Origin of the sequence: Rhizobium sp. NFR07, assembly GCF_900111905.1 — a bacterium.
Classification (GTDB): Bacteria; Pseudomonadota; Alphaproteobacteria; order Rhizobiales; family Rhizobiaceae; genus Neorhizobium.
The window spans coordinates 312,955-339,518 of the sequence record NZ_FOKM01000006.1 but is presented as its reverse complement, the minus strand read 5'-3'; the positions used below and the strand labels follow the sequence as shown (position 1 = coordinate 339,518).

Annotated in this window: 26 protein-coding genes and 1 pseudogene; 16 read left to right on the top strand and 11 right to left on the bottom strand. The window is 61.2% G+C overall.

Annotation, left to right across the window (positions count from 1 at the left end; genetic code table 11):
• The first annotated feature begins 3 nt into the window (after positions 1 to 3).
• From BM216_RS15310 to BM216_RS15290, 5 genes are all read left to right on the top strand, one after another.
• Positions 4 to 921 (top strand): NAD(P)-dependent oxidoreductase, encoded by a 918-nt coding sequence (locus BM216_RS15310; RefSeq protein WP_093000039.1) that lies wholly within the window; start codon positions 4 to 6, stop codon positions 919 to 921.
• Positions 918 to 1,595 (top strand): amino acid ABC transporter permease, encoded by a 678-nt coding sequence (locus BM216_RS15305; RefSeq protein WP_093000038.1) that lies wholly within the window; start codon positions 918 to 920, stop codon positions 1,593 to 1,595. Before BM216_RS15310 ends, BM216_RS15305 begins: the two co-directional genes overlap by 4 nt.
• Positions 1,596 to 1,606: 11 nt before the next feature.
• The gene (locus tag BM216_RS15300; RefSeq protein ID WP_093000037.1) at positions 1,607 to 2,278 is read left to right on the top strand and encodes an amino acid ABC transporter permease; all 672 of its coding nucleotides are present in this window, start codon (positions 1,607 to 1,609) and stop codon (positions 2,276 to 2,278) included.
• 27 nt (positions 2,279 to 2,305) lie between these two features.
• Complete coding sequence (locus tag BM216_RS15295) at positions 2,306 to 3,031, top strand: amino acid ABC transporter ATP-binding protein (RefSeq protein WP_093000036.1); 726 nt, start codon at positions 2,306 to 2,308, stop codon at positions 3,029 to 3,031.
• Positions 3,032 to 3,098: 67 nt separating this feature from the next.
• Positions 3,099 to 3,857 (top strand): transporter substrate-binding domain-containing protein, encoded by a 759-nt coding sequence (locus BM216_RS15290; protein ID WP_244530195.1) that lies wholly within the window; start codon positions 3,099 to 3,101, stop codon positions 3,855 to 3,857.
• A gap of 130 nt (positions 3,858 to 3,987) precedes the next feature.
• On the opposite strand, the gene BM216_RS15285 is transcribed toward BM216_RS15290, so the two are convergent.
• The 7 genes from BM216_RS15285 to BM216_RS15255 are packed head-to-tail and all read right to left on the bottom strand — an operon-like array spanning position 3,988 to position 12,951.
• The gene (locus BM216_RS15285; protein ID WP_244530189.1) at positions 3,988 to 5,313 is read right to left on the bottom strand and encodes an omega-aminotransferase AptA; all 1,326 of its coding nucleotides are present in this window, start codon (positions 5,311 to 5,313) and stop codon (positions 3,988 to 3,990) included.
• A 50-nt stretch (positions 5,314 to 5,363) separates the two neighbouring features.
• On the bottom strand, positions 5,364 to 6,788 hold the full coding sequence (locus BM216_RS15280; protein WP_093000034.1) for a M20 family metallopeptidase: 1,425 nt from the start codon (positions 6,786 to 6,788) through the stop codon (positions 5,364 to 5,366).
• Between the two features lie 19 nt (positions 6,789 to 6,807).
• Positions 6,808 to 8,415, bottom strand: a complete 1,608-nt coding sequence (locus tag BM216_RS15275; RefSeq protein WP_093000033.1) for an ABC transporter ATP-binding protein — start codon at positions 8,413 to 8,415, stop codon at positions 6,808 to 6,810.
• Complete coding sequence (locus tag BM216_RS15270) at positions 8,415 to 9,209, bottom strand: ABC transporter permease (RefSeq protein ID WP_244530188.1); 795 nt, start codon at positions 9,207 to 9,209, stop codon at positions 8,415 to 8,417. The genes BM216_RS15275 and BM216_RS15270 overlap by 1 nt, the downstream gene beginning before the upstream one ends.
• A gap of 17 nt (positions 9,210 to 9,226) precedes the next feature.
• Entirely contained in the window at positions 9,227 to 10,180 is a 954-nt protein-coding gene (locus BM216_RS15265) for an ABC transporter permease (RefSeq protein ID WP_093000032.1), read from the bottom strand.
• Between the two features lie 4 nt (positions 10,181 to 10,184).
• Positions 10,185 to 11,750: an ABC transporter substrate-binding protein gene (locus BM216_RS15260; protein WP_093000031.1), complete on the bottom strand. Its 1,566-nt coding sequence runs from the start codon at positions 11,748 to 11,750 to the stop codon at positions 10,185 to 10,187.
• Between the two features lie 37 nt (positions 11,751 to 11,787).
• Positions 11,788 to 12,951, bottom strand: a complete 1,164-nt coding sequence (locus BM216_RS15255) for a C45 family autoproteolytic acyltransferase/hydrolase (protein WP_093000030.1) — start codon at positions 12,949 to 12,951, stop codon at positions 11,788 to 11,790.
• A gap of 108 nt (positions 12,952 to 13,059) precedes the next feature.
• Between BM216_RS15255 and BM216_RS15250 the strand changes: the two genes are divergently transcribed.
• The 11 genes from BM216_RS15250 (at position 13,060) to recX (ending at position 22,855) form a co-directional block, all read left to right on the top strand.
• On the top strand, positions 13,060 to 13,929 hold the full coding sequence (locus BM216_RS15250; RefSeq protein WP_093000029.1) for a GntR family transcriptional regulator: 870 nt from the start codon (positions 13,060 to 13,062) through the stop codon (positions 13,927 to 13,929).
• A gap of 130 nt (positions 13,930 to 14,059) precedes the next feature.
• Complete coding sequence (locus BM216_RS15245) at positions 14,060 to 14,374, top strand: hypothetical protein (RefSeq protein ID WP_093000028.1); 315 nt, start codon at positions 14,060 to 14,062, stop codon at positions 14,372 to 14,374.
• Between the two features lie 13 nt (positions 14,375 to 14,387).
• Positions 14,388 to 15,377, top strand: coding sequence for a sugar phosphate isomerase/epimerase family protein (locus tag BM216_RS15240; RefSeq protein ID WP_093000027.1), 990 nt, complete (start codon positions 14,388 to 14,390; stop codon positions 15,375 to 15,377).
• Positions 15,378 to 15,423: 46 nt separating this feature from the next.
• Entirely contained in the window at positions 15,424 to 16,488 is a 1,065-nt protein-coding gene (locus tag BM216_RS15235) for a sugar ABC transporter substrate-binding protein (protein WP_093000026.1), read from the top strand.
• Positions 16,489 to 16,576: 88 nt separating this feature from the next.
• Positions 16,577 to 18,109 carry a sugar ABC transporter ATP-binding protein gene (locus tag BM216_RS15230; protein ID WP_093000025.1) on the top strand — a complete coding sequence of 511 codons (1,533 nt, stop codon included), beginning with the start codon at positions 16,577 to 16,579 and terminating at the stop codon, positions 18,107 to 18,109.
• On the top strand, positions 18,102 to 19,076 hold the full coding sequence (locus BM216_RS15225; RefSeq protein WP_093000024.1) for an ABC transporter permease: 975 nt from the start codon (positions 18,102 to 18,104) through the stop codon (positions 19,074 to 19,076). Before BM216_RS15230 ends, BM216_RS15225 begins: the two co-directional genes overlap by 8 nt.
• Before the next feature lie 11 nt (positions 19,077 to 19,087).
• Positions 19,088 to 19,963, top strand: coding sequence for a MurR/RpiR family transcriptional regulator (locus tag BM216_RS15220; protein WP_093000023.1), 876 nt, complete (start codon positions 19,088 to 19,090; stop codon positions 19,961 to 19,963).
• Positions 19,960 to 20,844: a ribokinase gene (locus tag BM216_RS15215; protein ID WP_093000022.1), complete on the top strand. Its 885-nt coding sequence runs from the start codon at positions 19,960 to 19,962 to the stop codon at positions 20,842 to 20,844. The genes BM216_RS15220 and BM216_RS15215 overlap by 4 nt, the downstream gene beginning before the upstream one ends.
• A gap of 267 nt (positions 20,845 to 21,111) precedes the next feature.
• Entirely contained in the window at positions 21,112 to 21,315 is a 204-nt protein-coding gene (locus BM216_RS15210) for a cold-shock protein (RefSeq protein WP_093000021.1), read from the top strand.
• A 409-nt stretch (positions 21,316 to 21,724) separates the two neighbouring features.
• Positions 21,725 to 22,183 (top strand): nuclear transport factor 2 family protein, encoded by a 459-nt coding sequence (locus BM216_RS15205; RefSeq protein WP_093000020.1) that lies wholly within the window; start codon positions 21,725 to 21,727, stop codon positions 22,181 to 22,183.
• A 78-nt stretch (positions 22,184 to 22,261) separates the two neighbouring features.
• On the top strand, positions 22,262 to 22,855 hold the full coding sequence (gene recX, locus BM216_RS15200) for a recombination regulator RecX (RefSeq protein WP_093000019.1): 594 nt from the start codon (positions 22,262 to 22,264) through the stop codon (positions 22,853 to 22,855).
• A 49-nt stretch (positions 22,856 to 22,904) separates the two neighbouring features.
• Here the strand turns inward: recX and BM216_RS15195 are convergent.
• From BM216_RS15195 to BM216_RS15180, 4 genes and pseudogenes are all read right to left on the bottom strand, one after another.
• Positions 22,905 to 24,248: pseudogene (locus BM216_RS15195) on the bottom strand (FGGY-family carbohydrate kinase); the annotation flags it as partial.
• Positions 24,245 to 24,565, bottom strand: coding sequence for an L-rhamnose mutarotase (gene rhaM / locus BM216_RS15190; RefSeq protein WP_093000017.1), 321 nt, complete (start codon positions 24,563 to 24,565; stop codon positions 24,245 to 24,247). The gene rhaM and the pseudogene BM216_RS15195, both read right to left, overlap by 4 nt.
• On the bottom strand, positions 24,565 to 25,563 hold the full coding sequence (locus BM216_RS15185; protein WP_093000016.1) for an ABC transporter permease: 999 nt from the start codon (positions 25,561 to 25,563) through the stop codon (positions 24,565 to 24,567). Before BM216_RS15185 ends, rhaM begins: the two co-directional genes overlap by 1 nt.
• Positions 25,560 to 26,564, bottom strand: coding sequence for an ABC transporter permease (locus BM216_RS15180; RefSeq protein WP_093000015.1), 1,005 nt, complete (start codon positions 26,562 to 26,564; stop codon positions 25,560 to 25,562). Before BM216_RS15180 ends, BM216_RS15185 begins: the two co-directional genes overlap by 4 nt.

Here is a 26,564-nt window from a genome sequence, read left to right as displayed (position 1 = left end):
GACATGTCCAGCAACACCTTCCCCAAACTGGCATTTATCGGACTTGGCGTGATGGGCCGCGAAATGGCCGGCCATCTTATTGCCGCCGGATATCCTGTTCGGGTTTTCGACATTTCATCGGATGCGGTGAAAAGCCTTGCCGAAAAAGGTGGCATTGCCTCGTCAAGTGTCGCCGAGGCTGTCGCCGATGCGGAAATCACCATCTCGATGCTGCCGAATACGCCGCAGGTAGAGGATGTGGTCTACCGTGATGGCGTACTTAAACACATGCCGCGGGGCGGCATCTTCATCGATATGAGCACCATTTCGCCCGAAGCGACGCGGTCAATGGCCGACCATCTTTCGGAAAAGTCGATCTCGATGCTCGATGGTCCGGTTTCGGGCGGTCCGATCGGTGCCAAGAATGCCGCACTTTCGATCATGGTTGGCGGAGAACGTTCGGCATTCGATCGCGCCGAAACTGTTCTGAAGGTCATGGGCACGACGATCACCTATGTAGGTGCACCAGGTGCAGGGCAGACAGTCAAACTCTGCAACCAGCTCGTCTGCGCCGTCAACATTCAGGCCGTCTGCGAAGCGCTCGCGCTTGGCCGCGCAAGCGGTGTCGATCTGGAGCAGATGCGTGACGTCCTGCTCGGCGGCTCGGCGTCCTCCTGGATGCTCGAAAAGCTCGGCCCCGCCATGATCGCCGGTGATGCCAGCGCCGGTTTCCGCATCGACCTGATGCTGAAGGATCTGCGTCTTGTTCTGGAAATGGCAGGCCAGAAGGACGTGCCTCTTCCTGCGACCTCGCTCGTTACCTCGCAATATGTCGAGGCGCGCGCTCATGGCGAAGGATCGAACGGTAACCAGGCTCTCTTCAAGGTCTATGACCGGATGACTGGCCAAGACGTTCCGGTCGCGATGGCAGGTCACCCATGAACTTCGATTTCTCCGTCGTCCTCCTTCGCTGGCAGATGCTGGTCGATGGCATGGCGCTGACGGCCCAGCTTGCGCTTGTCACGACCTTGACCGGCTTCGTCATCGGAACGGCCTGCGCCATCGCGCGTCGCTCGGGTGGTCCGGTTTTGTGTGGGATTGCCTCGATCTATATCGAAAGCGTCCGCAACACGCCGTTCCTGGTGCAGATCTTCGTGATCTATTTCGGTCTGTCGAGCCTGGGCTATTCCTTCGGCGCAATCCTCGTGGCGATCCTCGCGCTGACGGTAAATGTGGGGGCCTATACGGCGGAGATCATGCGTGCCGGCTTCGACGCCATCCAGAAGGGTCAGTGGGAGGCTGGGGAATGCCTCGGCCTTTCACCCGTCCAGCTCTACTGGCATGTCGGTCTCCGGCCTGCGATGGAACGGGTCTATCCGGCATTGACCAGCCAGTTCATCCTCCTGATGCTCGCCTCTTCGGTGACATCGCAGATCTCGGCTGAGGAACTGACGGCGGCCGGCAACTTCATCCAGTCGGAAACCTACCGGCCCTTCGAGACCTATCTCGTCATCGCCGTCATCTATCTCTTCCTGTCGCTCGTCATGCGCGCCCTATTCTGGGCGCTCGGCATGGCCCTGTTCCCGCGCCGTCGTCGGCTCGGAACGCCATTGTAAGGGAGGCGATCATGACGACTGCATTCAATCATAACCACCTGATCTTCCTCTTGAACGGCGTTGTCTGGACGCTTGTCCTGACGGCGATGGCTTTTGTCGGAGGCGGGATTGTCGGATTTCTGGTCGCGCTTGCGCGGATCACCCCGTCCAAGGCCATCCGTCTTCTCGCGGCAACCTATGTTCAGCTGATCCAGGGCACGCCGCTTCTGGTCATCATGTTCATCATCTATTTCGGCCTGCCGACGCTCGGGTTCTCGATAACGCCACTGTTTGCGGCGGGGATATCGCTGACGATCTATGTCAGCGCCTATCTCGGCGAGATCTGGCGCGGTTGCCTGGAATCGGTTCCGAAGGCGCAATGGGAGGCGGCCGAATGCCTGGCGCTTTCCAAGCCCCAGAGAATGTTCAAGGTGATCCTGCCGCAGGCTATCCGCATCGCGACGCCGCCGACGGTCGGCTTCAGTGTCCAGATCGTCAAGAACACCTCGCTTGCCTCGGTCGTCGGCTTCGTCGAACTGACCCGTGCCGGGCAGCTCATCAACAACTCGATCTTCGAGCCCTTCCTCATCTACCTCATCGTTGCAGCGCTCTATTTCTGCCTGTGCTTTCCGCTCTCCGCGGCCAGCCAGCGGCTCGAGCGCATGGGGCCGAGACGGCGCGCGCAGATAAAGCCGGCCGCTTAAGGCCGGGACAATATAGGGAGGCGGATCATGTCGATGATCGCATTGAATCAGGTGAAAAAGAGCTTTGGTGCCGTGACGGTGCTGCACGGCGTGACCTTCTCTGTCAACAAGGGCGAGGTCGCTGCGCTGATCGGTGCCAGCGGCTCCGGCAAGAGCACGGCGCTTCGCTGCGTCGATCGGCTTGAAGTCATCGACAGCGGCGAGATCACGGTGGCTGAGCACAAGGTGCACGACCCGAAACTCGATCTGCGCAAGCTGCGCCTCGACGTCGGCATCGTCTTCCAGAGCTACAATTTGTTCCCGCATTTGACCATCGAGGAGAACATTACGCTCGCTCCGCGGTCGGTGAAGAATGTGCCGAAAGCGCAGGCGCGAGAGCTTGCCCGATCGGCACTGGAGCGCGTCGGCCTGGGAGACAAGGCGGACCACTATCCCGAACAATTGTCCGGGGGCCAGCAGCAGCGCGCTGCCATCGCCCGGTCGCTCGCGATGGAACCGAAGGTGATGCTGTTCGACGAGGTCACCTCGGCGCTCGACCCCAAGCTGACCGGCGAGGTTCTGCGGGTCATCGAGAAGCTGGCCGAAAGCGGCATGACGATGATCATGGTCACCCATGAGATGAACTTCGCCCGCAAGATCGCCGATCGCGTGATCTTCATGCATCGCGGGCTCGTGCATGAGGAGGGCGATGCCACGATCCTCAATGCACCCAGGACCACGGAACTGCAGGAATTCCTCAGTCACGACCTTTGAAATGAAAAACCAACGGAGGAGAATGAAAATGCTGAAGTCACTTCTCGCATTCGGCGTCGTGGGAGCGATGCTGACGGCCCAGGCGATGCCGGCCATGGCCGATACCTATGCCGATGTCATCGCGGCTAAAAAGATCAGGGTATCAACCGATCTTGCCATTCCGCCATCGGGGATGCTGGACGCCAGTCTCAAGCCGGTAGGCTCGGATGTCGAGACCGCGCAGCTGCTGGCGAAGGACTGGGGTGTCGAGGTCGAATTCATCCAGACAACCGGTGCGACACGTATCCCGAACCTGCAGACCAACAAGGCCGATATCGTCATCTCGACGCTTTCGGTGACCCCGGAGCGCGCTCAGGTTATCGACTTCTCGAAGCCCTATGCCGGCCTTCTGTCCGTCATTGCGGCGCCGGCGTCTTCTCCGATCAAGGACTGGGCCGACCTCAAGGGGCAGACGGTGACTGTTACCCGCGGAACGACGCAGGATAGCGAACTGACGAAGATGGCGGCCGAGCATGGGTTCACGGTCACGCGTTACGACGACGATGCGACCATGGTCACGGCCGCCGTGTCGGGCCAGGCAAAGGCGATCGCAACGTCGGCGACCCTGGTCAAGCAGGTTCATGATAAGAACCCGACCCTCGCCTTCGAGCCGAAGATCACCATCCGCGTCCTCAATCTCGCTATCGGCGTTCGCAAGAACGAGCCGGAGCTCCTTGCCAAGGTCAATGAGTGGGTCGCGGCCAATCTGAAAAACGGCAAGCTCAACGAGATCTATCAAAAATACCACGGCACGCCGCTGCCCGAAGAGATCGTCAACGCGAAGTAACTCCTGTACAGCAGACGCCGCCTCTTCAGGCCAGAAGAGGCGGCGAACATGCTGAGCCATGCTCTGCGCGGCCGGGAGTAAGCGCCCCCGTCCAACAAGGCCGGGATTTCAGAGAGCTGCGCTGAAGCGGCTAGAGCGATCTCAAGGCCGCGCCGATCGTCGAAAACAGCATGTCGATCTCCGTCTCGGAGATGACAAGCGGAGGAGACAGCACGATCGTATTGGCGACGGGCCGGATCAATACGCCGCGTTCGAAACAGTGGTCGTAGACCTTCTTGGCCATGGCCTTGCCGGTCACCACATCCTCACCAAGCTCGATCCCGGCAAGCAGGCCGAGATTGCGTATATCCACGACGTTTGGCAATTCCTTCGCTCCGTGGGCGCGTTCCTGCCAGAGCGGCTCGATCGAAGCCGCATGCTCTAAGACGCCTTCGCCGAGATAGACGTCGAGTGTGGCAAGCGCCGCGGCCGAGGCGAGCGGGTGGCCAGAGTAAGTGTAGCCGTGCGAAAATTCGACGGCGCCCTGCGCTGCATTTCCCATCAGTGCTTCGTGGATCTTGCCGGAGGTGATCACGCCGCCCATCGGCACAGCGCCGTTGGTCATGCCCTTGGCGATGGCGATCAGGTCCGGTGTCACGCCGAAACGGTCGGCCGCGAAAGGATGACCGAGACGGCCAAAGCCGGTGACCACCTCGTCGAAAATCAGCAGAATGCCGTGGTGCGTGCAGATCTCCCGCAGCCGTTCCAGATAGCCGACGGGCGGGACGAGCACTCCGGTCGAGCCAGCGACCGGCTCGACGATGACGGCGGCCACGGTCGACGGGTCATAGGTCTGCAGCATCTGCTCCAGCTCATCGGCGATCTCCGCACCATGTGCGGGCTGGCCAAGGCTGAAGGCATTGCGTGCCGGATCATGAGTGTGTGGCATGTGCGCCGCGCCGGGCAGAAGCATGCCGAACTGCTTCTTGTGCGGCCCCATGCCGGCCGCCGAAAGACCACCGAATCCGACGCCGTGATAGCCGCGCTGGCGGCCGATGATGCGCTGGCGATGTCCCTGACCGCGGGCGTGATGATAGGCCAGCGCAAGCTTCAGCGCCGTATCAGTGGCTTCCGACCCGGAGTTGGTGAAGAAGACGTTGTCGAGGCCTTCCGGCGCGATCGAGGTCAGGCGGCTCGCATACTCGAAAGCGAGTGGATGGCCGAAGCCGAAGGACGAGGCGAAGTCCAGCTGCGCCGCCTGTTTCTGGATTGCCTCGACAATCTTTGGATGGCCGTGCCCGGCATTGACGCACCAGAGGCCGGCGATGCCGTCGAGCAGCCTGTGGCCGTCGCTCATCGAATAATACATGCCGGATGCGCCGGTGACGATCTGCGGCTTCTTCTTGAAATCGCGGTTGACCGTGAACGGCATCCAGTAGGATTCCAGCGAATTGGCGTTGAGCTGCAGCGTGTCCATGGTCGTCTCGTCTTCTGTCTGGTGATTTGGGTCGTGAGCCGGATCTACGTCTAGTCGTGGGCTTGAGCCGGGATCGGCGGCATCACGTCGTCGGGGATCGGATTGATGAACGGATTGCCGTCGAGGCGGCCCTGAAGGTCCGCCTTGGCCGCCTCGACGAGCGCGGGATTGAGAAAGAGTTCGACGGCCGTCGCTGCCATGGCTTTTGCGGCATGGGCCATGCCCTTGTGCGCCGCCGGCAGCTTGCCTTGCGCCACGAGTTGCCAGGAATGCCCGGGCGTGCCGATCGCATATGTCGCGCCGCGCATCTGTACCGTCGGCACGACCCAGCTGACGCTGCCGACATCGGTCGAGCCGACGATCGACGTGTCACCCGCATAGAGCGGGACGATGAGGTCGCAGAGCGGTTCGTCGTTCTTCGGCTTCACATGAAAGCGGGCATAGGACGAGGCGATGTCTTCCGGCGAAAACGTCGCCTGGAACTTGCGCGCTGTCGCCTTGTCCTCGTCGCTGAAGATCGCAGGGCCGAGACGCTCAAGCTGCGCATGCATGCAGTCTTCCAGCGGTTCGTTGCCCATCAGGTTCGCATCGCCGGAAATGATTTCCTGCCGCATCGTCGTCTCGGTCATCCAGGCGGCACCTTCAGCCACGCGCTTGACGCGGGCGACGAGGGCCAGAAGCTCGGGCAGCGTTTTCGCGCGCACGAGATAGCGCACCGTGGCATTGGCTTGCACCACATTCGGCGCCGAACCGCCCGCATCGATGATCGCATAGTGGATGCGCGCGGTGATCGGCATGTGCTCGCGCAGGAAATTGACGCCGACATTCATCAGTTCGACGGCATCGAGCGCGCTGCGGCCGAGATGCGGTGTGGATGCGGCGTGGGATGCGCGGCCGGAAAAATGAAAGTTCATCTCGCTGCAGGCAAGCGAGACCGGATTGTTGACGCCGGTAAAGGCCGCCGGATGCCAGCAGATGGCGATATCGACGTCGTCGAACACGCTGGCGCGCACCATGAAGCCCTTCGAGGATCCGCCTTCCTCGGCCGGGCATCCGTAATAGCGGACACGGCCCTTGAGGCCGTTCGCGGCCAGATAATCCTTTACAGCTGCAACTGCCAGCATCGAACCTGACCCCAGGAGGTTATGCCCGCAGCCGTGGCCATGACCGCCCGGGATGACGGGGCACGGCTCGGCCACGCCGGATTGCTGGCTCAGGCCTGGAAGCGCATCATATTCCCCGAGGATGGCAATGACCGGGCCGCCTTCGCCTGCCTCGCCCATGATCGCGGTCGGAATGCCGGCTACAGTGCGCTCGGTCCGAAAGCCCTCGGCCTCCAGCAGGCGCAGATGCTCTGCCGAGGAGCGGACTTCCTCATAATTGATCTCCGGCATGTCCCAGATGCGGTCGCTGAGATCGAAGAAGGCGGGGCTCTTCTCATCGACGATGGTCCAGACGGCTTCGGCGTTCTTCATCGTGGTCTCGCTATGAGGTTCATGCGGCAATGCCGAGCGTCGGCGTCGCTTCGAGCAGGGCGCGGGTATAGTCGTGCTGCGGATTGTCAAGCACATCGCCTGTGCTGCCCTGTTCGACGATCAGCCCCTGCTGCATGACGACGATGCGGTCTGCGACGCGCGAGACGGCGCCGAGATCGTGGCTGATGAAGAGGCAGGCGAAGCCATGGTTTTCCTGCAGCCTGCGGAAGAGGTCGAGAACCTGTTTCTGGATCGTCATGTCGAGGGCGGAGACCGGCTCGTCGGCGACGACGAAGGCGGGATTGCGGATCACCGCGCGGGCAATTGCGACCCGCTGACGCTGGCCGCCCGAGAGTGCATGCGGATATCGTTCACTGAGGCCGGAGAGCCCGACCTCGTTCAACATCTCCTTCACCCGCTCTGTCTTTTCGGCACGACCGAGCTTCGGGCCATGCTTCAACGGCTCGGCAACGATGTCGAAGATCGTCTGACGCGGGTCGAGCGAGGAATAGGGATCCTGGAAGACCAGCTGGCATTGCAGCCGGAAATCGCGCGCCGCCACTTTATCGGCGGATGCCATGGAGCGGTCACGGAAAAGAACGTCTCCGCCGGAAAGGGGAAGAAGACCGAGCATGGCCCGTCCGAGCGTCGTCTTGCCGGAACCGGAACCACCGACCACGGCCACGACCTCACCGGGCTGCACGCCGAGCGACACGCCTCTGACGGCAAGCTTCTTCTCGGCCGTGCTGAACATGTTGCCCGCGCCGGAAAAAGTGACCTCGACATCGCGCGCCTCGATCAGCGGTGCCGCTGCCGCCAGCGGCTTGCGATCATGATCACGCTTGGGCAGCGCGTCGATCAGCGTGCGCGTATACTGTTCCTTCGGTCGGTGAAGCACGTCTTCGACCGATCCCGTCTCGATCAGCTTGCCGCGCTCGAGAACGATGACCTTTTTCGCGTATTGGGCGACGAGGCCGAGATTGTGGGTGATCAGCAGGACCGCGGTGCCGAAGGTTCGCGTCAGGTCGACCATGATTTCCATGACCTCGCGCTGGGTCAGCGTGTCGAGCGCCGTGGTCGGTTCGTCGGCGATCAAAAGCTTTGGCCGGAGCAGCATGACGGAGGCAAGCATGATGCGCTGGCGCATGCCGCCGGAAAACTGGTGCGGATAGGCTGAAAGACAGGCGGCCGGATCCGGGATTTTCACCCTCGCTAGCATTTCGCTGGCGCGTTCGAGTGCGGCCTCGACGCCGATCTTCTCATGCAGCCTCAGTCCCTCGACGAGCTGCGCGCCGATCGTCAGTGCCGGATTGAGCGACACCATGGGCTCCTGAAAGACCATGCCGATCTCGGCGCCGCGGACCTTGCGGATTTCGGCCTCCGACATTGTCAGCACGTCTCGGCCCTGGAAGAGAATCTCGCCGGATGTCGGCTTGATCGCCTTCGGCAGAAGCCGCATCGAGGCACGGGCGGCCACCGTCTTGCCGCTGCCGCTTTCGCCGACGAGTGCGACGATGCTGCCCGCCTCGACGTCGAAGGAGACGTCATGCAGGATGGGGAAGCCGTTCGAGGTGGTAACGCGAAGATCGCGGATGCTGAGCAACGGAGAGGACGTGCCTGAGGTCATCACTTTTGCTCCATTCGCGGGTCGAAGCGATCGCGCAGCGCGTCTCCGAGCAGGTTGATGCCGAGCAGCGTCAGCGAGATGCAGATGCCAGGGGCAAGGCCGAGCCATGGGGCTCGCTCGATATAGGTGCGGGCAGCCGACAGCATGTTGCCCCAGGTCGGCGCCGGCGGCGGCACGCCGAGGCCAAGGAAGCTCAGGCCGCTTTCCGCCAGAACCACCCAGCCGAACATCGAGGTGGCGAGAACTACGATCGGTGCGGTGCAATTGGGCAGGACGTGGTGAAACATGGTGGCAAATTCGGAATTGCCGATGACGCGCGAGGCCTCGATATATTCCCGCTCGCGTGCCGAAAGCACGCTGGCGCGGACGACACGCAGCACGGACGGGGTAAAGGCGATGCCGAGCGCCAGGATGATGCCGTATTTGTTGGGACCGGAGATGACCATCAGGCCGAGCGCCAGCAGCGTGCCGGGAAAGGCGAGAAGCGCATCGCTGAATACCATCAGGATCCGATCGACCGTGCCGCGCGTATAGCCGGCGACAAGGCCGGCAATCGTGCCGACGATGATCGCGAAGGCGACGGTGAGTGTAGCGACAGTCATGCTTTGCACCGCGCCCGCCATCAGTCGCGAGACGACGTCGCGGCCGAATTCGTCGGTGCCGAGCCAGAATTGCGCCGATGGCGGCTTCAGGCGGGAGATGAGCTTGATCGCCGCCGGGTCGTAGGGTGTCCAGACCATGGCGGTGAGCGCCATGCCGCCGATGAAGATCAGCAGCGCCGATCCGATGAGCATGTTTGCCGGCTGCCTGATCATGAGGCGGTGACCCGCGGATCGAACAGTGGATAGCAAAGATCGACGATCAGATTGACGATCACGTAGATCATGGCCGTGAATAGCAGACATCCCTGTACCACCGGATAGTCGCGCGCGAAGATCGCATCGACGAGAAGGCGCCCGAGGCCGGGCAAGGTGAAGACGGTTTCCAGCACTGCGATACCGCCAAGCAGACCGCCAAGAACGAGGCCGATCATCGTCCAGGTCGGCGCGAAGGCGTTAGGCAGGACGTGACGCAGCAGGACCTTGCGTTCCGACAGGCCCTTGGCGCGGGCATGCATGACATATTCGAGACGCAGGATCTCGATGGCGCTGGCGCGCATCATGCGGGTCAGCACGCCGACCTCGATCAGCATCAGCGTCATGATCGGCAGGATGACATAGGTGATTGCCGTCCATGGGTTTTCGCTGAAGGGCACGAAGCCGACCACCGGCAGCCAGCCGAGATTGAGGCCGAAGATGAGTAGAAAGACGAGCCCGAGCCAGAAGCTCGGAACCGACATCAGCAGCGTCGAGGCGGCGACGATCGCGACGTCGACATGCTCGTTCTGGCGCCAGGCGGCAATCAGACCGGCCGGGATGGCGATGAGCGTCGCAAGCCCGACGGCGACGAGCACGATCGTGGCGCTGACCTGAAAGCGACCGAGCATGAGCGGCAGAACCGGCGCGCCGTTGGAGATCGAGTTGCCGAGATCTCCCCGGACGACATTGCCGAGCCAGTAGAGGAACTGCAGAGGCACCGGCTGGTCGAGCCCGAGGCTGGCCCGAAGGCCGGCGATTTCTTCCGTGCTCGCGTCGTCACCCAGAATGAGCAGGGCAGGGTCGCCCGGGATCATCCTGACGAGGAAGAACACCATCACCGCAACGAGCAGCAGTGTCGGAAGCGTCCATAACAGACGCTTGCCGATATATTTCGTAAGGGCGTTCATCGGCTCAGTTGCCCTGGGTGAAGGAGGCGCCCCACATGCGTGCATAGCCGACCGGCCATGTCTTGTACCCCTCGACATTCGAACGGACTGCACCGATGCGGGTACCGGAATAGAGCGGGATGATCGGAAGATCTGCGCGGATCATGCCTTCCAGCTTGTCGAAGATCGCCTGGCGCTTGGCCTCGTCGGTGATCTGAGTGCTTTCCGCGATCAGCTTCAGGCCCTCCGGATTGTCCCAGACCTTGTTGGCGCTCTTGTCCTTGTTGCCGCTGACCATGTCGAAGGAAAGCGAGGGGTCGAGGCGGGCGGAATAGGTGAAGGACATGGCGCCGTAATTGCCGGTCGTGTAGCGGTCGAGCAAGGTCGCCCAGTCGAGCGTTTCCACCTCGATATTGATGCCCGCTTCCTGGGCCATCGCCTGCACGAGCACGGCAGCGTCGAAGAGCGACGGATAATGCTTGGTCGCCAGCCATTTGATCGGCTGGCCATTGTAACCGGCTTCGGCAAGAAGCTTCTTGGCTTCCTCGATATTGCGCGCCGGCATTTCCTTCTGGGCAGAGCCGAAATAGGGGCTCGGCACAGGCACAATCGATGCGCTCGCCGCCGACTGGCCGTTTGTCAGCGCCTCGGTAATCTGCGGAATATCGAGCGACAGCATGATAGCCTTGCGGATCCGGACATCCTTCAGCAGCGGGTCGCGCGTCTGGAACAGAAGCCCTGTCAGACCCATGGCGTCGACCTTGTCCACCTTGATGTCGCCGTTCTCGGTCATCTCGTCGATATCGGCATTGTTGACGTCGGCCAGCACATCGATGTCGCCCGAAGATATGGCGGTCTTTGCTGCGGCATCGTCGGGAATGATCATGAAGCGGACGGCCACCTTGGGTGTCTTGTCGCCGACATAGCCGGTGCGCTCGCCGCCGGGAGAGACGTAATTCGGATTGGCGGCAAGCTGCACATACTGGCCGCTGCGCCATTCCTGCAGCGTGAACGGGCCGGTGCCGATCGGCTTCACCCACTTGCCCTCGGCATCGAGCGAGCTCTTGTAATAGATGCCGGTTCCGCCGCAGTCGGTGCGCGCAAGCGTTGCCAGGAACAGCGCGGAGGGTTTTTCCAGCGTGAAAACGACGGTCGATGCGTCAGGCGCTGCAACATCGGCAACGCTGGCGACACCCGAGCCCGTCACATCCTTGAGGCAGCGCCAGGCGGTCTTCGGATCGGTATAGCGCGCCCATGAGCTCAACACGTCGGCGGAAGTCAGCGCCTCGCCATTGCTGAACTTGAGGCCGTCGCGCAGCTTGAATGTATAGGTCTTGCCGTCCTCGGAAATATCGACCGATTTCGCCAGGAGGGGAGCAACGGATGCATCGTCGCGGTAACCGACAAGGCCTTCGACCATGTGAAGAACCACGGCATCACTGTTCGCATCCCGGTTGACGCCCGGGTCCGTCGAGCGGATGTCAGCATTCAGCCGCACCCGCATCATCTTGTCCTGGGCAAGCGCGGTTCCGGCAGTCGCGGCCATCACGGCCGTCATTGCAGTCATCGTCAGAAAATTGCGGTATTTCATCGGAAGCTCCCGTTTTTGTTCCCTTATAGGTTTTTGATCAGGCGGCGTTCGTTTGAGCCTGTCCAGGCTGTTCGATCGGTTTCACCTGCATGTCGAGATTGTATTTCCAGAAATGGGCGCCGAGTGCCGGCAGCAGGGCCACCTCGATGCGCCCTTCACTCGGTACCATGACGATCATGGCGACGGTTGCGGACTGGTTGTTGGAAAGCGGCGACGTGCGCGGAGGGCGGCAGACCGAATACGGCGTTTCGAACATATCCGACAGTGCATCCTTCACGGTGTCGACGGTGATGCGGCCGTTATGCGGCTCCAGCAACTGGCGAACACGCAGATCCCGATAGAGGCTGTCCGGCATGTTCACGACGCCCTTGTCGAGCAATTTCGACAGCGCGACCTGGCTTTGGAAGTGGTTGGCATGCACGAGAATGCCGTCCTGCGGGTGAACGAGGAAGGTTTCGTCAGGCGCACATTCGAAATCGATCGCGATGCCATGCGCATGGCCGATCATCATGTTGTTCGAAGCCGACTTGCGCGTGGCATAAACTGCCTGCATCGACATCGCCAACTGTTCCTGTTCCAGGACCTTGCGGCGGATGATGGCAAGCGGAACGCCAAGCTGCCGATAATCGCGGTCGGTCTCCAGGTAATTGCCGCTGATCGTGATGCCCGCGGAATTAAAGCCGGTGCGGGCGAGGCCGCCAGCCTCCGTGAAGGTAATGATATCGGGACCGTCTTCGCGCTTGATCTTGAGTACGATTGCTGTTTCGGCGCATTCGGCTTTCCAATCCCAGTTCTGGGCGTGGATGAAGCTGTTATCGACACTGGCGGACGGCATGACGAAGACGCCGGTGCAGCCATCGGACTGGATAAAATCCTGCTGCCCGGCTTCCCGGCGGCGCGCCAGCTTGAGGATTTCGGTCCGGGCATTGAGCAGAAGGATCGCGGAAAGATCCTTGTTCACAGCGCGGGCGATCCCCTTCATCTCTTCGATGTACTGGCTGCCGTAGTCCTCGATCGCCCCGGCGAAGCGGTCGATCACCGCTGTAAGATCGTCATCCTTCATGCCCGAAGAATGAAGCTGATCCTTGTAGTGGCCCACGCCTTTAAGGATGCGTTCGGCGGCCTGCTCGCCATATTGTTGACCGCGTTCGAACGGCGTACCAGAGACTTCGACAAGTGGGCATGGAAGGGGCAAGGTCATGACAGCATATTCCGGATGATGAGCAAAGGGTGGAGGCCTTTGGATTGCTTTCGTCAAAAAAGTATTTCATAAAACAAAAACCAAAAATATCGAGAAGGCAAGCGAAAAATGTCGGACGCAAGCACGCCTCTTCAACAGGATCTGATGCGCCGTATCGTCGAAGTCATTCATGAGGACGATCTGCGGCCGGGCGCGAGGCTTCGCCAAAGCCAGCTGGCAGAGCGCCTGCGGGTATCCCGCACGCCGGTCCGCATGGCGCTGGAACTCCTGGAGGCGCAGGGCTTCGTGCAGCATGAGCCCAATCGCGGGATGATGCTTGCATCGATCCCGCCTCGGATCGATGCGGTGGATGCGCCGTCTGCGGACGAGGAGCTTCTGATCGCTGTTGCCCGGCTGCGTCGTGAGGGAAAGCTGCCGGAACAATTTGCCGAGATGGAGTTGATGCGTCTGACAGGGCATGAGCGCACGGCGGTGCGCCAAGCGTTGATCAAGCTTGAGGGGCTTGGCGTGATTCAGCGCCGTAAAGGCTACGGATGGCAGTTCTTCGATCCCGCTCGCGACGCACGTGCGCGTGAGGAGAGCTATAATTTTCGTCTTCTGATCGAGTGTGCGGCCATCCTGTCGCCCGAGTTTTCATTGTCGGCCGGTTGGGCGGCCTCGATGCGCGCACGGCATGAGGCCATGCTGGCCGATCCCTGGACGGAGACTTCGAGTGTCACGCTTTTCGAGATGAATGCAGAGTTCCACCTCGGCATCAGCGCGGCGTCCGGAAACCGCTATATCGAAGAGGCGATGAACCGGCAGAACCAGCTTCGCCGCCTGTCGAACTATAACTGGCAGCACGGGTCGGAGCGGGTCGTGGTCACATGCAGCGAGCATCTGGAGATCCTTGATCGGCTGGAGCATGGCGACAACGAGGTGGCGGCGGCTCTCATGCGTAAGCACCTGACCGGTGCACGCGGTACCGTCAGGACATGATTTGCATTTCTGAGAAGGAAATCCAATCGGGTCCAGTGCCTTTCATGTCCGTCCTCCTGCATCCCTGACGTAAGGTCGCTAGGCACTCCTCAGAAAATCGAAGCCAAAGCTTGCTTAAGTCTTGAGCCCGATGGTCGGGTCCATCTGCTTCACTTTCTGCCGAGCCCTTGAGTGGCCCTTCGATAAATGCGCTGTTGCTCGTCGTCACGGCGCGAGCGCCGCGTCGGCAGCTCTCGCCATTGCCGGAATCAATTTGGCGCTGCGCATAGATGACGCCCGCTCGAAGCGCTGTCATTCACAGGTGCGATTCAAGCCGGGTTCCCTTCTTCTCGCTGATTTGCGCTTCGGGTTGATTGTCGCCGCCGAATTTTGGTGCGGCGCAATAACTTTTTTGGTTTACAAATTAAAATATTTTTGTGAAGTTTTGACCGTGAAGCTCATTTGATAAGGTCAGAACATTGTCCAGCCCCCGTTTCGCCACCCGCCTGAACTCCTTTGCCTCCAATGCGTCGGCCGAGTGGCCGGATCTCAAGGGTAAGCCGACGGTCATGCAGATGGCGGCGCGCGCTGCCAAGGTAGAGGGCCTGACCGACCTCGATCTCAACTATCCCGACCATGTTTCGGAGAAGCCTTCGGAAATCGCAGCGAAGCTCGGTGATCTCGGCCTGTCTATCAACGGGTTTGCCATGCGCTACTATACCAATCCCGCATTCAAGCTTGGCGCCTTCACCCATCCGGATGAGAAGGTGCGCCGCGAGGCGATCGACCTCACCAAGGCTGGGATCGACGCAGCTCGCGAGGCCGGCTCCAACCTGATGACCATCTGGCTCGGTCAGGACGGTTTCGATTATGCCTTCCAGGCGAACTACGACCGCATGTGGCAACACGAAATCGACGGCATCCGTGAAGTGTGCGAGCACGACCCGGATTGTTCGATCTCGATCGAGTACAAGCCGAACGAGCCGCGCTCCTATAGCCTGATGCCCGACTGTGCGACCACGCTGCTGGCGATCAAGGACGTCGGTTGCGACAACCTCGGCGTCACGCTGGATTTCGCCCATGTCCTCTACGCCGACGAACAGCCTGCCTTTGCTGCGGCCATGATCGCGCGCCACAGCCGTGTCCTCGGCGTTCACCTCAACGACGGCTATGCCAAGCGCGATGATGGCCTGATGGTCGGTGCGGTGCATTCGGTGCAGACCATCGAACTACTTCGCCAGATCAAGCGGGATGGCTACGACGGTGCCATCTATTTCGACACATTCCCAGACATGACCGGTCTCGATCCGGTCCACGAATGCGAGGTCAACATCAAGACCGTGAGGCGAATGCTGAAGGTCGTCGATCGCCTCGAGCAGGACAATCGCCTCTCAGGCGCGATTGACCGTCAAGATGCCGTCTCCGCTCAGGCCATCCTTCAGGAAGTGATGCTTGGCGAAGTGGCCTGACCGCTTCTGAACAAAATCTCCAATATATCCATCCGGGAGGAACCGAATGAATAAGTTCATCACATCGACCGTCGCTGCTGGCCTCGCAGCGGCTCTGTGGGCCAATGCCAGCTTCGCGCAGGAGCTCGCCCCCCTCAATTCCGATACCGAAAAGGACCGCATTGACTGGTCGCAGCTCGAGGCGAAGTTCGGCGCCATGCCGAAGCTTCCCGAGGGCACGCGCGCCGGCGGCGTGTCCAAGACGCTGACCAATGAATACTGGCGTTCGCTTGGCGAGGGCTATGAGAAATTCGGTGAGAAGGCAGGCGTCTCGGTAGCCTATCAGGCTGCCCAGAGCGAGGGTGACCAACTCGGCCAGCTGACCATTGCCGAGGGCATGGTCACGACCGGCTTCAACGTCATTCTTGTCTCTCCCCAGACCGATGCGAACCTGCAGCCGATGCTGGAACAGGCGAAGGAAGCGGAAATTCCGGTGGTCAACGTCAATGACGCGGTCATTCCGCAGGTCGAGCATTACGTCGGCAACGTCCAGCGCGACAACGGCGTGCGCGTTGCCCAGTGGTTCATCGAAAAGGCTCCGAACGGCGGCAAGGTGGCGATCATCGAAGGCCAGGCCGGCGTCTACGCGGCTGTCCAGCGAACCGACGGCTTCAAGTCGACGATCTCCGCCAACGACAAGTTCCAGGTTGTCGCCAGCGTTCCGGGCAACTGGGATCGCCAGCAGTCCTACGATGCGGCCACCAACATATTGCAGCAGCATCCCGATCTGATCGGCTTTTACTGCAACAATGACGGCATGGCGCTCGGTGTTGTCGAGGCTGTCAAATCTGCCGGCCTGCTTGGCAAGGTCGCGGTCTTCGGCACGGACGGCATTTCCGACGCATACAAGTCGATCGAAGCCGGTGAACTGACCGGGACAGTCGACAGCTTCCCGGTTCTGACTGGCGAAGTCGCGATGGAAACGGCACTTCGCCTCGTCGCGGGCCAGAAGCTGCCGCGCGTGGTCGCCACTCCGCAGGCGCTGATCACCAAGGACAATCTTGCCACGTACAAGGGCGAGGGCGTCGATATCCGCGCTGTGCTCATGAAGGACGCCGCCTCCGCCCAGTAAGCGGCGCGTCCCGAAACGACGAGGGCCGGTTATGTGCCGGCCCCTCTTTGGCCCAATGCTTCGGCCCCGAAACGCATCGGAAATGCTCATGACCACCCGTCTCAGATTCAGTGGCATCACCAAGACCTTCCCCGGCGTGAAGGCGCTGACGGACGTCTCTTTCGAGGTCGCTCCTGGCGAGATCCACGCGCTGCTCGGCGAGAACGGCGCCGGTAAGTCAACGCTTCTGCGCATCCTGTCGGGCGTTGCCAAGCCGACGAGCGGTGAGTTTTACGTCGATGGCGAACTTGCCGCCTTCAAGACGCCCGAGAGTTCCAGGCTTGCCGGGATCGCCATGATCCATCAGGAATTACAGCAGGTTCCGAACCTCACCGTGGCGCAGAACATGTTCCTCGGTCACCAGATAAAGTCTGCCGGCGGCATGCTGGTCAATCGTCGTGAGCAGGAGCGGCGTGCTGCCGAAGCTCTGGCGATGATCGATCCGACCATCGATCCCTCCGCGCCGATCAAGACCCTCAAGGTCGCGCAGCGCCAGATCGTCGAGATCGCCCGCGCGCTCCTCGACAAGGCGAAGATCATCGCCATGGACGAGCCGACGTCCAGCCTGACGCCGGCCGAATTCGAAAGTCTGGCGGCAATTGTCGAGAAGCTTGCGAGCCTCGGTGTGTCCATCATCTATGTCTCTCACAAGATGGATGAGGTTTTCCGCATCTGCCATCGCGGCACGGTCATGCGCGACGGCGTCGTAGTAGGTACCGTCGATCTGCGGGAGACCGCCGAGGCAGACGTCATCGCGATGATGGTCGGCCGCGAATTACAGCACGAAGAACATAATTCCCATGTGAAGGAGGACGTTCGTGTCGACGTGCGCGACCTCTCCTCCCGCGTGACGCATGTCCGCGACGTCTCCTTCACAGTCCGTCGCGGCGAGGTCCTGGGCATTGCCGGCCTCGTCGGCTCGGGTCGCACAGAGCTTCTTCGCCTCCTTGCCGGGGTCGACCCGATTGCTACAGGTGCCGTTCATGTCGACGGCCGCGAGCTGAAACTCACCAATCCCCGCTCGGCCATTTCCGCCGGCATCGGACTGCTTCCCGAGGAGCGCAAGCGCGAGGGCATCATTTCCGGCCGCTCCGTCTCGGTCAACATGGCGCTTCCGTCCTTCGGCAAGTTCTCGAAGTCCGGTCTTGTCCGGCACGGTACGGTCAAGACGAGGGCCGAAGAGCTGCTCAAGCGCGTCAATCTGCGGCCATTCCAGATCGATCGCGCCATCCGGCTGTTTTCCGGTGGTAATCAGCAGAAGGCGATCATCGCCCGCTGGCTGGCTGCTGGCTCCGAGATCCTTCTCTTCGATGAGCCGACGCGCGGCATCGATGTCGGTGCCAAGTCCGAAATCTATCATCTGATCGAAAACCTCGCCGCCGAGGGCAAGTCGATCATCGTCGTGTCGTCCGAGCTTCCGGAAGTCATCCGCCTTTCCGATCGCGTCATGGTCATGCGCAACGGCAAGATAGCCGCAACGCTTGAACGGCACGAACTGTCCGAGCAGGCGATCGTCGCGCATGCCGTCGGCGATGCCGCTCTCAAGAAAAAATCGGTCCAGCAGGAGCACAATCATGTCTGACATCGCTTCCAGCGCCCCTGCGCGTTCTGCGAATTTCCTATCCTCCTTCTCACTGCGCGATGCCGGCACCCTGATCGGGCTGATCGTCATCATGGCCGTCTTTGCCATGCTGGTCCCGGGCTTCCTGTCCGAGCGCAACCTGATCAATATCCTGCAGCAGTCGAGCATCAATGCCTGCATCGCGCTCGGGATGACGCTCGTCATCATCTCGGGCGGCATCGATCTCTCGGTCGGCCCGACGGCAGCGATCGCCGCGGTTCTCAGCGCCACACTGCTGGTGGCCGGCTATCCGGTGCCGGTGGCAATTATGGCCGGTCTCGGCATCGGCATGCTCTGCGGCCTCGTCAACGGTGTTCTCGTCGCCTATGTCGGCCTGCAACCGTTCATCGTCACGCTCGGCACGTTATCGACCTACCGCGCTCTTGCCCTCATCTATACGGGTGGCAATCCGGTTCTTGGTATTCCGGCGACATTTCGCTCGCTCTTCAATGGTTCGGTGGCCGGTATTCCCAATTCCGTCATCATCGTTGCGATCGTTGCTGTTATCGCCTGGATCGTTCTGAAGAAGACGCCGGTCGGTGAATATCTCCTCGCTGTCGGCGGCAACGAGGAAGCCTCTTATGTGGCCGGTGTGCCGATCGCGCTGACCAAGATCACCGCCTATGTCATTTCCGGCTTGCTGGCGGCTCTTGCGTCGCTGATCCTCATCGGCCGCCTTGGTGCAGCCGAACCCATTCTCGGCAATCTCTGGGAGCTCGATGCGATCGCTGCTGCTGCGATCGGCGGTGCGTCACTGATGGGCGGCAAGGGCTCGATCATCGGTACGATCCTCGGTGCGATCATTCTTGGAGCAATGCGCAACGGTTTGACGTTGATGAACGTCCAGGCTTTCTATCAACTTCTCGCAACCGGTCTTATTATCCTCGTCGCAATGATGATCGATCGCGTGACACGCGGACGCGGATAAGGGGAATACGAATGAATTCCGAGCACCTGGACCTGAAAGCTGTCGGACCACGGATCAGGATGCGCATGCCGCTCCTGACGCCGCTTGAGGCCCGGGTGGTGGAGACGGTCTTCGCGCTCAGAACATTCGCCGACGAAACCTCGCTGAAGGAGATCGCCACCGAGGCCGGAGTCTCCGAGGCCATGGTGGTGAAGATCACCAAGAAGCTCGGCTTTGCGGGTTACCGGGAATTCCGCACTGCGGTCGCGCAGTACAACCGCCTGCCGACCGCTGAAATGCACCAGGAGCTGTCGCCTGACGATACCTCGCAGGAGATCATCCAGAAGGTGTTCCGCACCTCGATCCAGGCCTTAGAAGAAACGCAGTCGATCCTTGACGTAGAAGCGTTCGACCGGGCCGCCGACATGCTCCATTCGGGCCGCCAACGCGATTTCTACGGCGTGGGCGGCTCGGCGCAGATCGCCCGCGATGTCGCGCACAAGTTCCTGCGCGTAGGTGTCAGGGCAAGCGTCTACGATGATTCCCACATGATGCTGATGTCGGCGTCCCTGCTCGGGCCAGAGGACGTCGCGATCGGATTTTCCCATTCGGGCAATACGGTTGCCGTTATTGAATCTATCCAGTTGGCCAGGCGAAACGGCGCCCGTACGATCGCGATCACCAATTACAACGCTTCGCCATTGGCGCAGCAGGCCGATGTGGTTCTCTGCTCGACGGCTCAGGGCTCGCCGTTGATGGGCGAGAACGCGGCCGCCCGCATCGCACAGCTCAATATCCTTGATGCGCTCTTCGTCGCCGTCGCCCAGCGCGACTACAAGGCGGCCGAGAGAAATCTCGAAAAGACGATGACGGCCGTCGCGTCGAAACGGAAAGACAAGTTTTTATGAATCTGAAAGATCCAGCCGTCGTCGTCTTCGGTAGCCTGCATTACGATATCATCGTCGACGGCCCGGCTCGACCGAAGAAGGGGGAAACCGTCACAGGCTCATCCTGGCGTCCCTCATGCGGTGGAAAAGGCGGCAACCAGGCGGTATCGGCGGCCAAGCACGGCGTACCATCCGCCATGATCGGCGCGGTCGCGGACGATCAGTTCGGCGCCGCACTTCTCGGCAATCTCGGCCGTCACAATGTCGATTGCGGTTTCGTCCGTACCATTCCGGGTATCGGCTCCGGCATGAGTGTTGCGATCTTCGATTCGGAAGGCGATTACGGCGCCGTCATCGTCTCCGGCAGCAATCTCGAACTGTGCAACGAGGATGTCGAGGCGGCGAAGGATCTGTTCCGATCCGGTAACATTCTGGTCTTGCAGAACGAAGTGCCGGATGCGGCGAATGTCCTGGCTGCCGATGCCATGAAGCGGGCGGGAGGCACGGTCATTCTCAACGCAGCCCCGGCCCGAAAGCCGTCCGCGGAACTGGAAAAGCTCGTCGACATCGTCGTTGTAAACGCGGTCGAGGCGGAAGCGCTTTCAGATGGCGTGGAAGTCAACTCGCTCGACAGCGCGCTGGCGGCCGCCAGAATACTCGCCAGGACCTATCCGGTCGCAGTGGTGACAGCGGGCGGCGAGGGTGTCGCGGCATTCGAGCAGGAAGGTGGCAAGGACACGCTCATCCCGGCAATCAAGGTCAAGCTGATCAGTACTCACGGCGCTGGAGACGAATTCATCGGGGTGCTGGCTGCGCAATTGTTGCAGGGGGGAGCCATCAATACTGCCCTCGCTCGGGCAAACAAAGCGGCAGCCATTCTGGTCAGCACGCCGCGGGGCTAAGTCGAAGGATCGCTCCCAGCGCCAGTCCAGGATGGCGTCCCTGGCGATGCCGTCACCTCGGAGCGCGTACTAATCTCCGGCGATATCTCTTCAAGCCGTGATTAAGCAGCAATGCGTGGCGCATCAAACGTATACCGGAATGCCATTCCGGACCGGATGATTGTTGTCTTCTACGGCATCTGCAGCGCTTCCTTTTCGTTCAGCGCTTGATGGTCTGTCGATTGAAGGCTAAATCTGTTCGCGTCATACGAACACAACGAGGATCCCATGGCGACCGGTAGCGTAAAGTTTTTCAATCAGGACAAGGGTTTTGGCTTCATTACCCCAGACAACGGTGGCGCGGACGTCTTCGTCCATATCTCCGCAGTCGAACGCGGCAGCGCGCTCCAGGACGGTCAGAAGGTCAGCTATGAAGTTGGCCAGGACCGGAAGACTGGAAAGTCGAAGGCTGAAAACGTCGAAATTCTCTAATTCTTGATACAGCCGGCCCCGGTGCAATGCATCGGGGCCGGCGCGCAGAATATGATATAGCCAATGCATACTTGTGCGCCGTGGCCGGCGCCAAGCGCCTTGCCTCCGAGGTAAGTCGAGACCGACTTGAGTCTCTTTGTAAAGCATGCCCGGCGCGTCGGCACGTCCAACGACGGATTGAATCGGTCATCGTCGAGCGATTCGAATTTGAAGGCCAGGCATAAAAGTTCAGCCCTTCACCTTAAGTCATCTTTGCCGCGGACCTCAGGCGGGCGCCATCGCATATTGCCGCAAGTTCCTTCCTGCAAAATCGTTACGCCAGTTGAAACGTACCGGAACAAGATCTCCGCGGAGAATAGGCTGCGGCGGGGCGCAGAAAGCGCATCGGCAAATACATCGGAGGAAACCCATGAGCATCGTACCGCCTTTCACGCGCGAAACGGCAATCGCCAAGGTCCGGATGGCGGAGGACGGGTGGAACAGCCGCGATCCGCAGCGGGTGTCGCTCGTTTATACCGAAGACAGCCACTGGCGGAATCGCGCCGAGTTTCCCGTCGGCCGTGCCGAGATCGTCGCCTTTCTCACCCGCAAATGGGCAAAAGAACTCGATTACCGCCTGATCAAGGAGCTGTTCGCCTTCACCGACAACAGGATCGCCGTGCGTTTCGCCTATGAATGGCATGACGACAGCGGTCAGTGGTACCGCTCCCACGGCAACGAGAACTGGGAATTCGCCGAGGACGGATTGATGGCGCATCGCTTTGCGTCGATCAACGATCGGCCGATTGCCGAGACGGATCGAAAGTTTTTCTGGCCGCTCGGCCGCCGGCCCGACGACCATCCCGGTCTGTCCGATCTCGGGCTCTGAATCATCCGCGCTCTGGCGCCTAGCCCGCGAACCGGCTATTCCGGAGCCCACTTTTGGACCCAGGACAGAGACCGAAGAATGACGCAGGCGCCGGACGCAAGCTCCAGCGAAAATGATTTCTCTACCGACGCGTCCTCGTCGGACGCGCCGACAGCGCGCATGTTCTCCTGGGCGCGCAATTCGACGATCTATCGGCTCGGTCGCCGAATGCACACCGAGAAGCAGCTGTTCGACGCGATTGCCCGCAAGGCGCGAGAAAAATTCGAGCCGATCGGCGACGCCCAGGTAAAGGCGCTTGCCGACTCCGCCGTGAGTTTCGCCAACGAGAATAAGCTGCTCGACGACAAGGCCTATGCCGAGATTAGCAGCCGCTCGGGCATGCGCAGCGGCAAGTCGAAGCGGGCGATCGCGCAAAAGCTGTCGCAGAAGGGCGTGGCGAAGGAGACGGCAGCATTGGCGGCCGCCGAGGTGGACGACCTCTATGCTGCGGTGGTGCTGGCCCGAAAGCGCGCCTTCGGACCTTTCCGCAAGGCGGATCTGGACGACAAGCGAAAGGGCAAGGAACTGTCCGCCTTCGCCCGCGGCGGTTTCGGCTTCGATATCGGCAAGACGGTCTTCGAGATGAGCCTCAACGAGGCGGAGGAGATACTGGAGAAAGGTCGGCATCTCTAACCGGCATAGATGGCACGGCAGGGCGAGCGAGGTCGCGCCAGATATCCGCATAGGCTTGCAGGCCATCGATATCCGAAGGCGAGATCGATATCTCGCTGCCCGAAGCAGGCCGGATCCCGGCAAGGAGAGCCGCACCCTGGCTGGTGCCGGTGGAGCCGGGAAGGGCGAGCACATCTCTTCCGACCAGCGCCGCAAGCGCATCCAGATAAACCCGGTTGTGGGCGAAGGGACCTTCCACCAGCACCGGTCCTCCGGCGCCGATCAGCTTAAGGCAGGTTTGTGTCATCAGCGCGAGATATAGGCAGGCTGCGGCCCAGCGCTCGGCATTCGAGGCATGGGCTTCGCCCAGCCATCGTGCCGGCCGGCCGGGATAAGGGCCCGAACCTTCCGCGAGATTGGGCAGGAGCATGATCCGCCTTGCGATCACGCCGGGCATGACGGCGAGGGCAGCCTGTTGCTCGAGTGGGCCGAGTTCGGATGTCAGCATCTCGAATTCCCGGCCGCCCATGAAGCGGGACGAAGGAACGGCGCGGCCATAGGCATCGACATTGGCAAGCGTGTCGCGCGCCGGATCGAGATGATCGAGATCTCCGCCGACGGCGAAATTGATCACCCAGGTTCCCGTGGAGACTACCGCGAAGGGCGGTTCGCGGCCGATCAGATGCGATAGCAGCGACGCGTTGGAATCATGGATGCCGCAATGGACCGGGACCGGCGCTGCCAAGCTGATCCTCTCCGCGATGTCAGGCCGGACGGTACCGATCGCATCGAAGGCGCTTCTGATCGGCGCCATCAGGTCCCGGATCGCGAGCGCCTCGACAAGCGAGGAATAGTCGCCGTCACGCGGACGCCAGAGATCTGTATGGCAACCGAGCGACGTGACTTCGGTTGCAGCAATGCCGGTGAGGCGGAAAGCCCAGTATTGCGGATAGGTAAGGATCGTCCGGACACGGGCGAAAACATTCGGGAAAGCCGATTTCTGGTAATGCAGTTGCGCGCCGACATTTAGCCCGCCGGACAGGGCAGGGGAGAATGTTTCGGAGAACGGCGGTCGCAGCATCGTATAGACCTGCTGGATCGCGTCCGGATAGTGATGCTCGTAATCCAGCACAGGCAGGGCGAGTGCGCCTTTCTCGTCGACTAATGCGGCAGAGGCACCGTGGGTGGTGATCGAGATCGCATCGAAACCGATGTCGCGGGCCAGTGCGGAAAGCGAGACGAGAATGAAATCCCACAATGCATCGATATCATAATGCGGGTAGGGCGGACCGGCGAGAACCCGGTTCGGCGTCCGGCATTCGGAGATCTCCCGGCCCGTTTGGCAGTCGAGCACGACGACCTTGGCATTGGTCTTGCCTATATCGATGACGGCGACCTTTTCCGGCGTCTTCATGGCAGGTGAAACACCGTGACGAGATCTGTCTGGACCGGGGAATTGTCTGGATTGGTCTCCATGATGTCGGCCATATGCGTCCACCAGCGCTTCATCACGGGATGATCCGGCAGGCTCGCCATCCGGTGATCTGCCGGTCGCGTCAGGATGCCGAAAAGCGTGTTGGTCTCGCGGTCCAGATGGATTGAATAGTCGGTGACGCCGGCCTCGCGCAGAATGTCGACGAGTTCAGGCCAGATCTCGTCGTGCCTTTTCCTGTACTCGGCCTCCATCCCTGGGTTGAGCTTCATCCTGAACGCATGTCTCTCGCTCGCCATCAGTGCATCTCCCTGATGCGGCGGGCGATGATCGGCACGGCGATGGTGATGATCAGCAGCAGACCGACGAAGATAGACATGACGATGCCTGGCACGTTCAGCAGGCCCAGCCCGAAGGTGACGAGGCCCATGACGAAGGCGGCGATGACGACGCCGGCGATTGTGCCGGCCCCGCCGAGGATCGAGACGCCGCCGAGCACGACCATGGTGACGACTTCGAGTTCCCAGCCTTGCGCGATCGACGGCCGGGTCGAGCCGAGGCGCGAGGTGAGGCACACGGCGGCGACGCCCGCCATCAGGCCGGTCATCAGGAAAAGGATGAACTTCACCCGCTCGACCGGAATGCCGGAAAAGCGGGCGGCAAACTCGTTATTGCCGATGACATAGACCTGCCGGCCGAAATTCGTCGCGTGCAGCAGGATCGCGAAGGAGATGGCGAGCAGGATGAACAGCACGAATTCGAAGGAAAACACCCACGCGACATAGCCCTGGCCGAAAAAGGCGAAGCTTTCCGGATATTTGCCATAGGCCTGGTCGCCGAGCACGATGTAGGAAATGCCGCGAAACAGGCTCATCGTGCCGATCGTCACGACGATCGAGGGGAGTTTCAGGCCGGCGACCAGCAGGCCGTTGAAGGCGCCGCAGGCAAGCCCGACGCCGATGCCGATCGCCACCAGTCCCGGCGTGCCGATGCCGGCCTGGGCTGCGGCGCCCATGGCGGTCGAGGCGAGCGCGATGATCGCCGCGACCGACAGGTCGATCTCGCCGGCGATCACCAGCATTGCCATGGCAAAGGCGATCATCGCCTTCTCGGTGAAATTGAAGGTGGCGTCGGAAAGGTTCCAGGCGTTGAGGAAATAGGGCGAGGCGAGCGCGTTGAAGACGAAGATCAGCACCGCGACACCGAAAAGCAGCACTTCCCAGCTCGCGAGGATGCGCGAGGTTCTGGTGCCGAGCCGGTCCGGGATCACCCGTTTGGAGGTGGCGATGTCGCTCATGCGGAGGCTCCCTCGGTCTTGTTTTCGGGGGCTGCCCGATCGCGCAGGATGATGCGCCCCGCCTTCTTCTCGGCCCGGGCATTGAAGACGACGGCGAGCACGATGACCACGCCGGAGATCGCCATCTGGGCAAAGGGCGAGATGCCGATGACGGGAAGCGCGTTCTTGATGACGCCGAGGAAAAGCGCGCCGAGCACGGCACCGGCCACCGAACCGATGCCGCCCGCAATCGAGATGCCGCCGATGACGCAGGCGGCGACCGTATCGAGCTCGAAACCGGCTGCGATATCGACATAGGCGACCGCATAGCGGGAGACCCAGAGATAGCCGGAAAGGCCCGCGAGTGCGCCGGAGAGCACGAAGGCGAAGAAACGGGTGCGGCCGATATCGATGCCGGCATAGACCGCCGCCGTCGGGTTGCCGCCGGATGCGAAGGCGGCGCGACCGAAGGGCAGGCGGGTCAGCACGAACCAGGCGCCGATGACGATCAGGATGGCGATCCAGGAAAGGACGGGTAAGCCGAGCACGGCCAGGCGCGGGATGGTGAGGAAGCTCGGGGCCATCTGGTGCGCATTTACCCAGCCCCCGCCGGAGAGCACGAAGGCCATGCCGCGATAGATGGTGAGTGTGCCTAATGTGACGACGATCGGCGGGATCTGCAGCGCCCAGACAAGATAGCCGTTGATCGCGCCCAGGAACGCACCGATGCCGATGGCCATGACGATGAGGAGTATCAGCGGGAGTTCGGGATACGCCGCATTGGTCATCGCCACCGCCATGCCGGTGAAGGCTAGGTTGGCGGCAACCGACAGATCGATCGATTTCGTCAGGATCACCGTCATCTGGCCGAGCGCCAGGATGATCAGGATCGACGTGTCGTTGAAGATGTTGGCGAGATTGGCGGGAGTGGCAAAGCCCGCGGCGCGGGTGGAAAAGCCCGCGACCATCAGGGCGATGATGCCGGTGAGCAGGATTTCGCGGTTTTTCAGAAGGCTCTTCAT

What these genes read in the sequence shown, in the direction of transcription:
- BM216_RS15305 (WP_093000038.1), top strand. Translation starts at nt 918, where the DNA reads ATGAACTTCGATTTCTCCGTCGTCCTCCTTCGCTGGCAGATGCTGGTC.
- BM216_RS15180 (WP_093000015.1), bottom strand. Translation starts at nt 26,564, where the DNA reads ATGAAGAGCCTTCTGAAAAACCGCGAAATCCTGCTCACCGGCATCATC.
- BM216_RS15285 (WP_244530189.1), bottom strand. Translation starts at nt 5,313, where the DNA reads ATGGACACGCTGCAGCTCAACGCCAATTCGCTGGAATCCTACTGGATG.
- BM216_RS15250 (WP_093000029.1), top strand. Translation starts at nt 13,060, where the DNA reads ATGTCGGACGCAAGCACGCCTCTTCAACAGGATCTGATGCGCCGTATC.
- BM216_RS15280 (WP_093000034.1), bottom strand. Translation starts at nt 6,788, where the DNA reads ATGAAGAACGCCGAAGCCGTCTGGACCATCGTCGATGAGAAGAGCCCC.
- BM216_RS15220 (WP_093000023.1), top strand. Translation starts at nt 19,088, where the DNA reads ATGAATTCCGAGCACCTGGACCTGAAAGCTGTCGGACCACGGATCAGG.
- BM216_RS15275 (WP_093000033.1), bottom strand. Translation starts at nt 8,415, where the DNA reads ATGACCTCAGGCACGTCCTCTCCGTTGCTCAGCATCCGCGATCTTCGC.
- BM216_RS15205 (WP_093000020.1), top strand. Translation starts at nt 21,725, where the DNA reads ATGAGCATCGTACCGCCTTTCACGCGCGAAACGGCAATCGCCAAGGTC.
- BM216_RS15255 (WP_093000030.1), bottom strand. Translation starts at nt 12,951, where the DNA reads ATGACCTTGCCCCTTCCATGCCCACTTGTCGAAGTCTCTGGTACGCCG.
- BM216_RS15290 (WP_244530195.1), top strand. Translation starts at nt 3,099, where the DNA reads ATGCTGACGGCCCAGGCGATGCCGGCCATGGCCGATACCTATGCCGAT.
- BM216_RS15235 (WP_093000026.1), top strand. Translation starts at nt 15,424, where the DNA reads ATGAATAAGTTCATCACATCGACCGTCGCTGCTGGCCTCGCAGCGGCT.
- BM216_RS15270 (WP_244530188.1), bottom strand. Translation starts at nt 9,209, where the DNA reads ATGCTCATCGGATCGGCGCTGCTGATCTTCATCGGCGGCATGGCGCTC.
- BM216_RS15230 (WP_093000025.1), top strand. Translation starts at nt 16,577, where the DNA reads ATGACCACCCGTCTCAGATTCAGTGGCATCACCAAGACCTTCCCCGGC.
- BM216_RS15260 (WP_093000031.1), bottom strand. Translation starts at nt 11,750, where the DNA reads ATGAAATACCGCAATTTTCTGACGATGACTGCAATGACGGCCGTGATG.
- BM216_RS15295 (WP_093000036.1), top strand. Translation starts at nt 2,306, where the DNA reads ATGTCGATGATCGCATTGAATCAGGTGAAAAAGAGCTTTGGTGCCGTG.
- recX (WP_093000019.1), top strand. Translation starts at nt 22,262, where the DNA reads ATGACGCAGGCGCCGGACGCAAGCTCCAGCGAAAATGATTTCTCTACC.
- BM216_RS15245 (WP_093000028.1), top strand. Translation starts at nt 14,060, where the DNA reads ATGGTCGGGTCCATCTGCTTCACTTTCTGCCGAGCCCTTGAGTGGCCC.
- BM216_RS15265 (WP_093000032.1), bottom strand. Translation starts at nt 10,180, where the DNA reads ATGAACGCCCTTACGAAATATATCGGCAAGCGTCTGTTATGGACGCTT.
- BM216_RS15210 (WP_093000021.1), top strand. Translation starts at nt 21,112, where the DNA reads ATGGCGACCGGTAGCGTAAAGTTTTTCAATCAGGACAAGGGTTTTGGC.
- BM216_RS15300 (WP_093000037.1), top strand. Translation starts at nt 1,607, where the DNA reads ATGACGACTGCATTCAATCATAACCACCTGATCTTCCTCTTGAACGGC.
- rhaM (WP_093000017.1), bottom strand. Translation starts at nt 24,565, where the DNA reads ATGGCGAGCGAGAGACATGCGTTCAGGATGAAGCTCAACCCAGGGATG.
- BM216_RS15185 (WP_093000016.1), bottom strand. Translation starts at nt 25,563, where the DNA reads ATGAGCGACATCGCCACCTCCAAACGGGTGATCCCGGACCGGCTCGGC.
- BM216_RS15215 (WP_093000022.1), top strand. Translation starts at nt 19,960, where the DNA reads ATGAATCTGAAAGATCCAGCCGTCGTCGTCTTCGGTAGCCTGCATTAC.
- BM216_RS15310 (WP_093000039.1), top strand. Translation starts at nt 4, where the DNA reads ATGTCCAGCAACACCTTCCCCAAACTGGCATTTATCGGACTTGGCGTG.
- BM216_RS15225 (WP_093000024.1), top strand. Translation starts at nt 18,102, where the DNA reads ATGTCTGACATCGCTTCCAGCGCCCCTGCGCGTTCTGCGAATTTCCTA.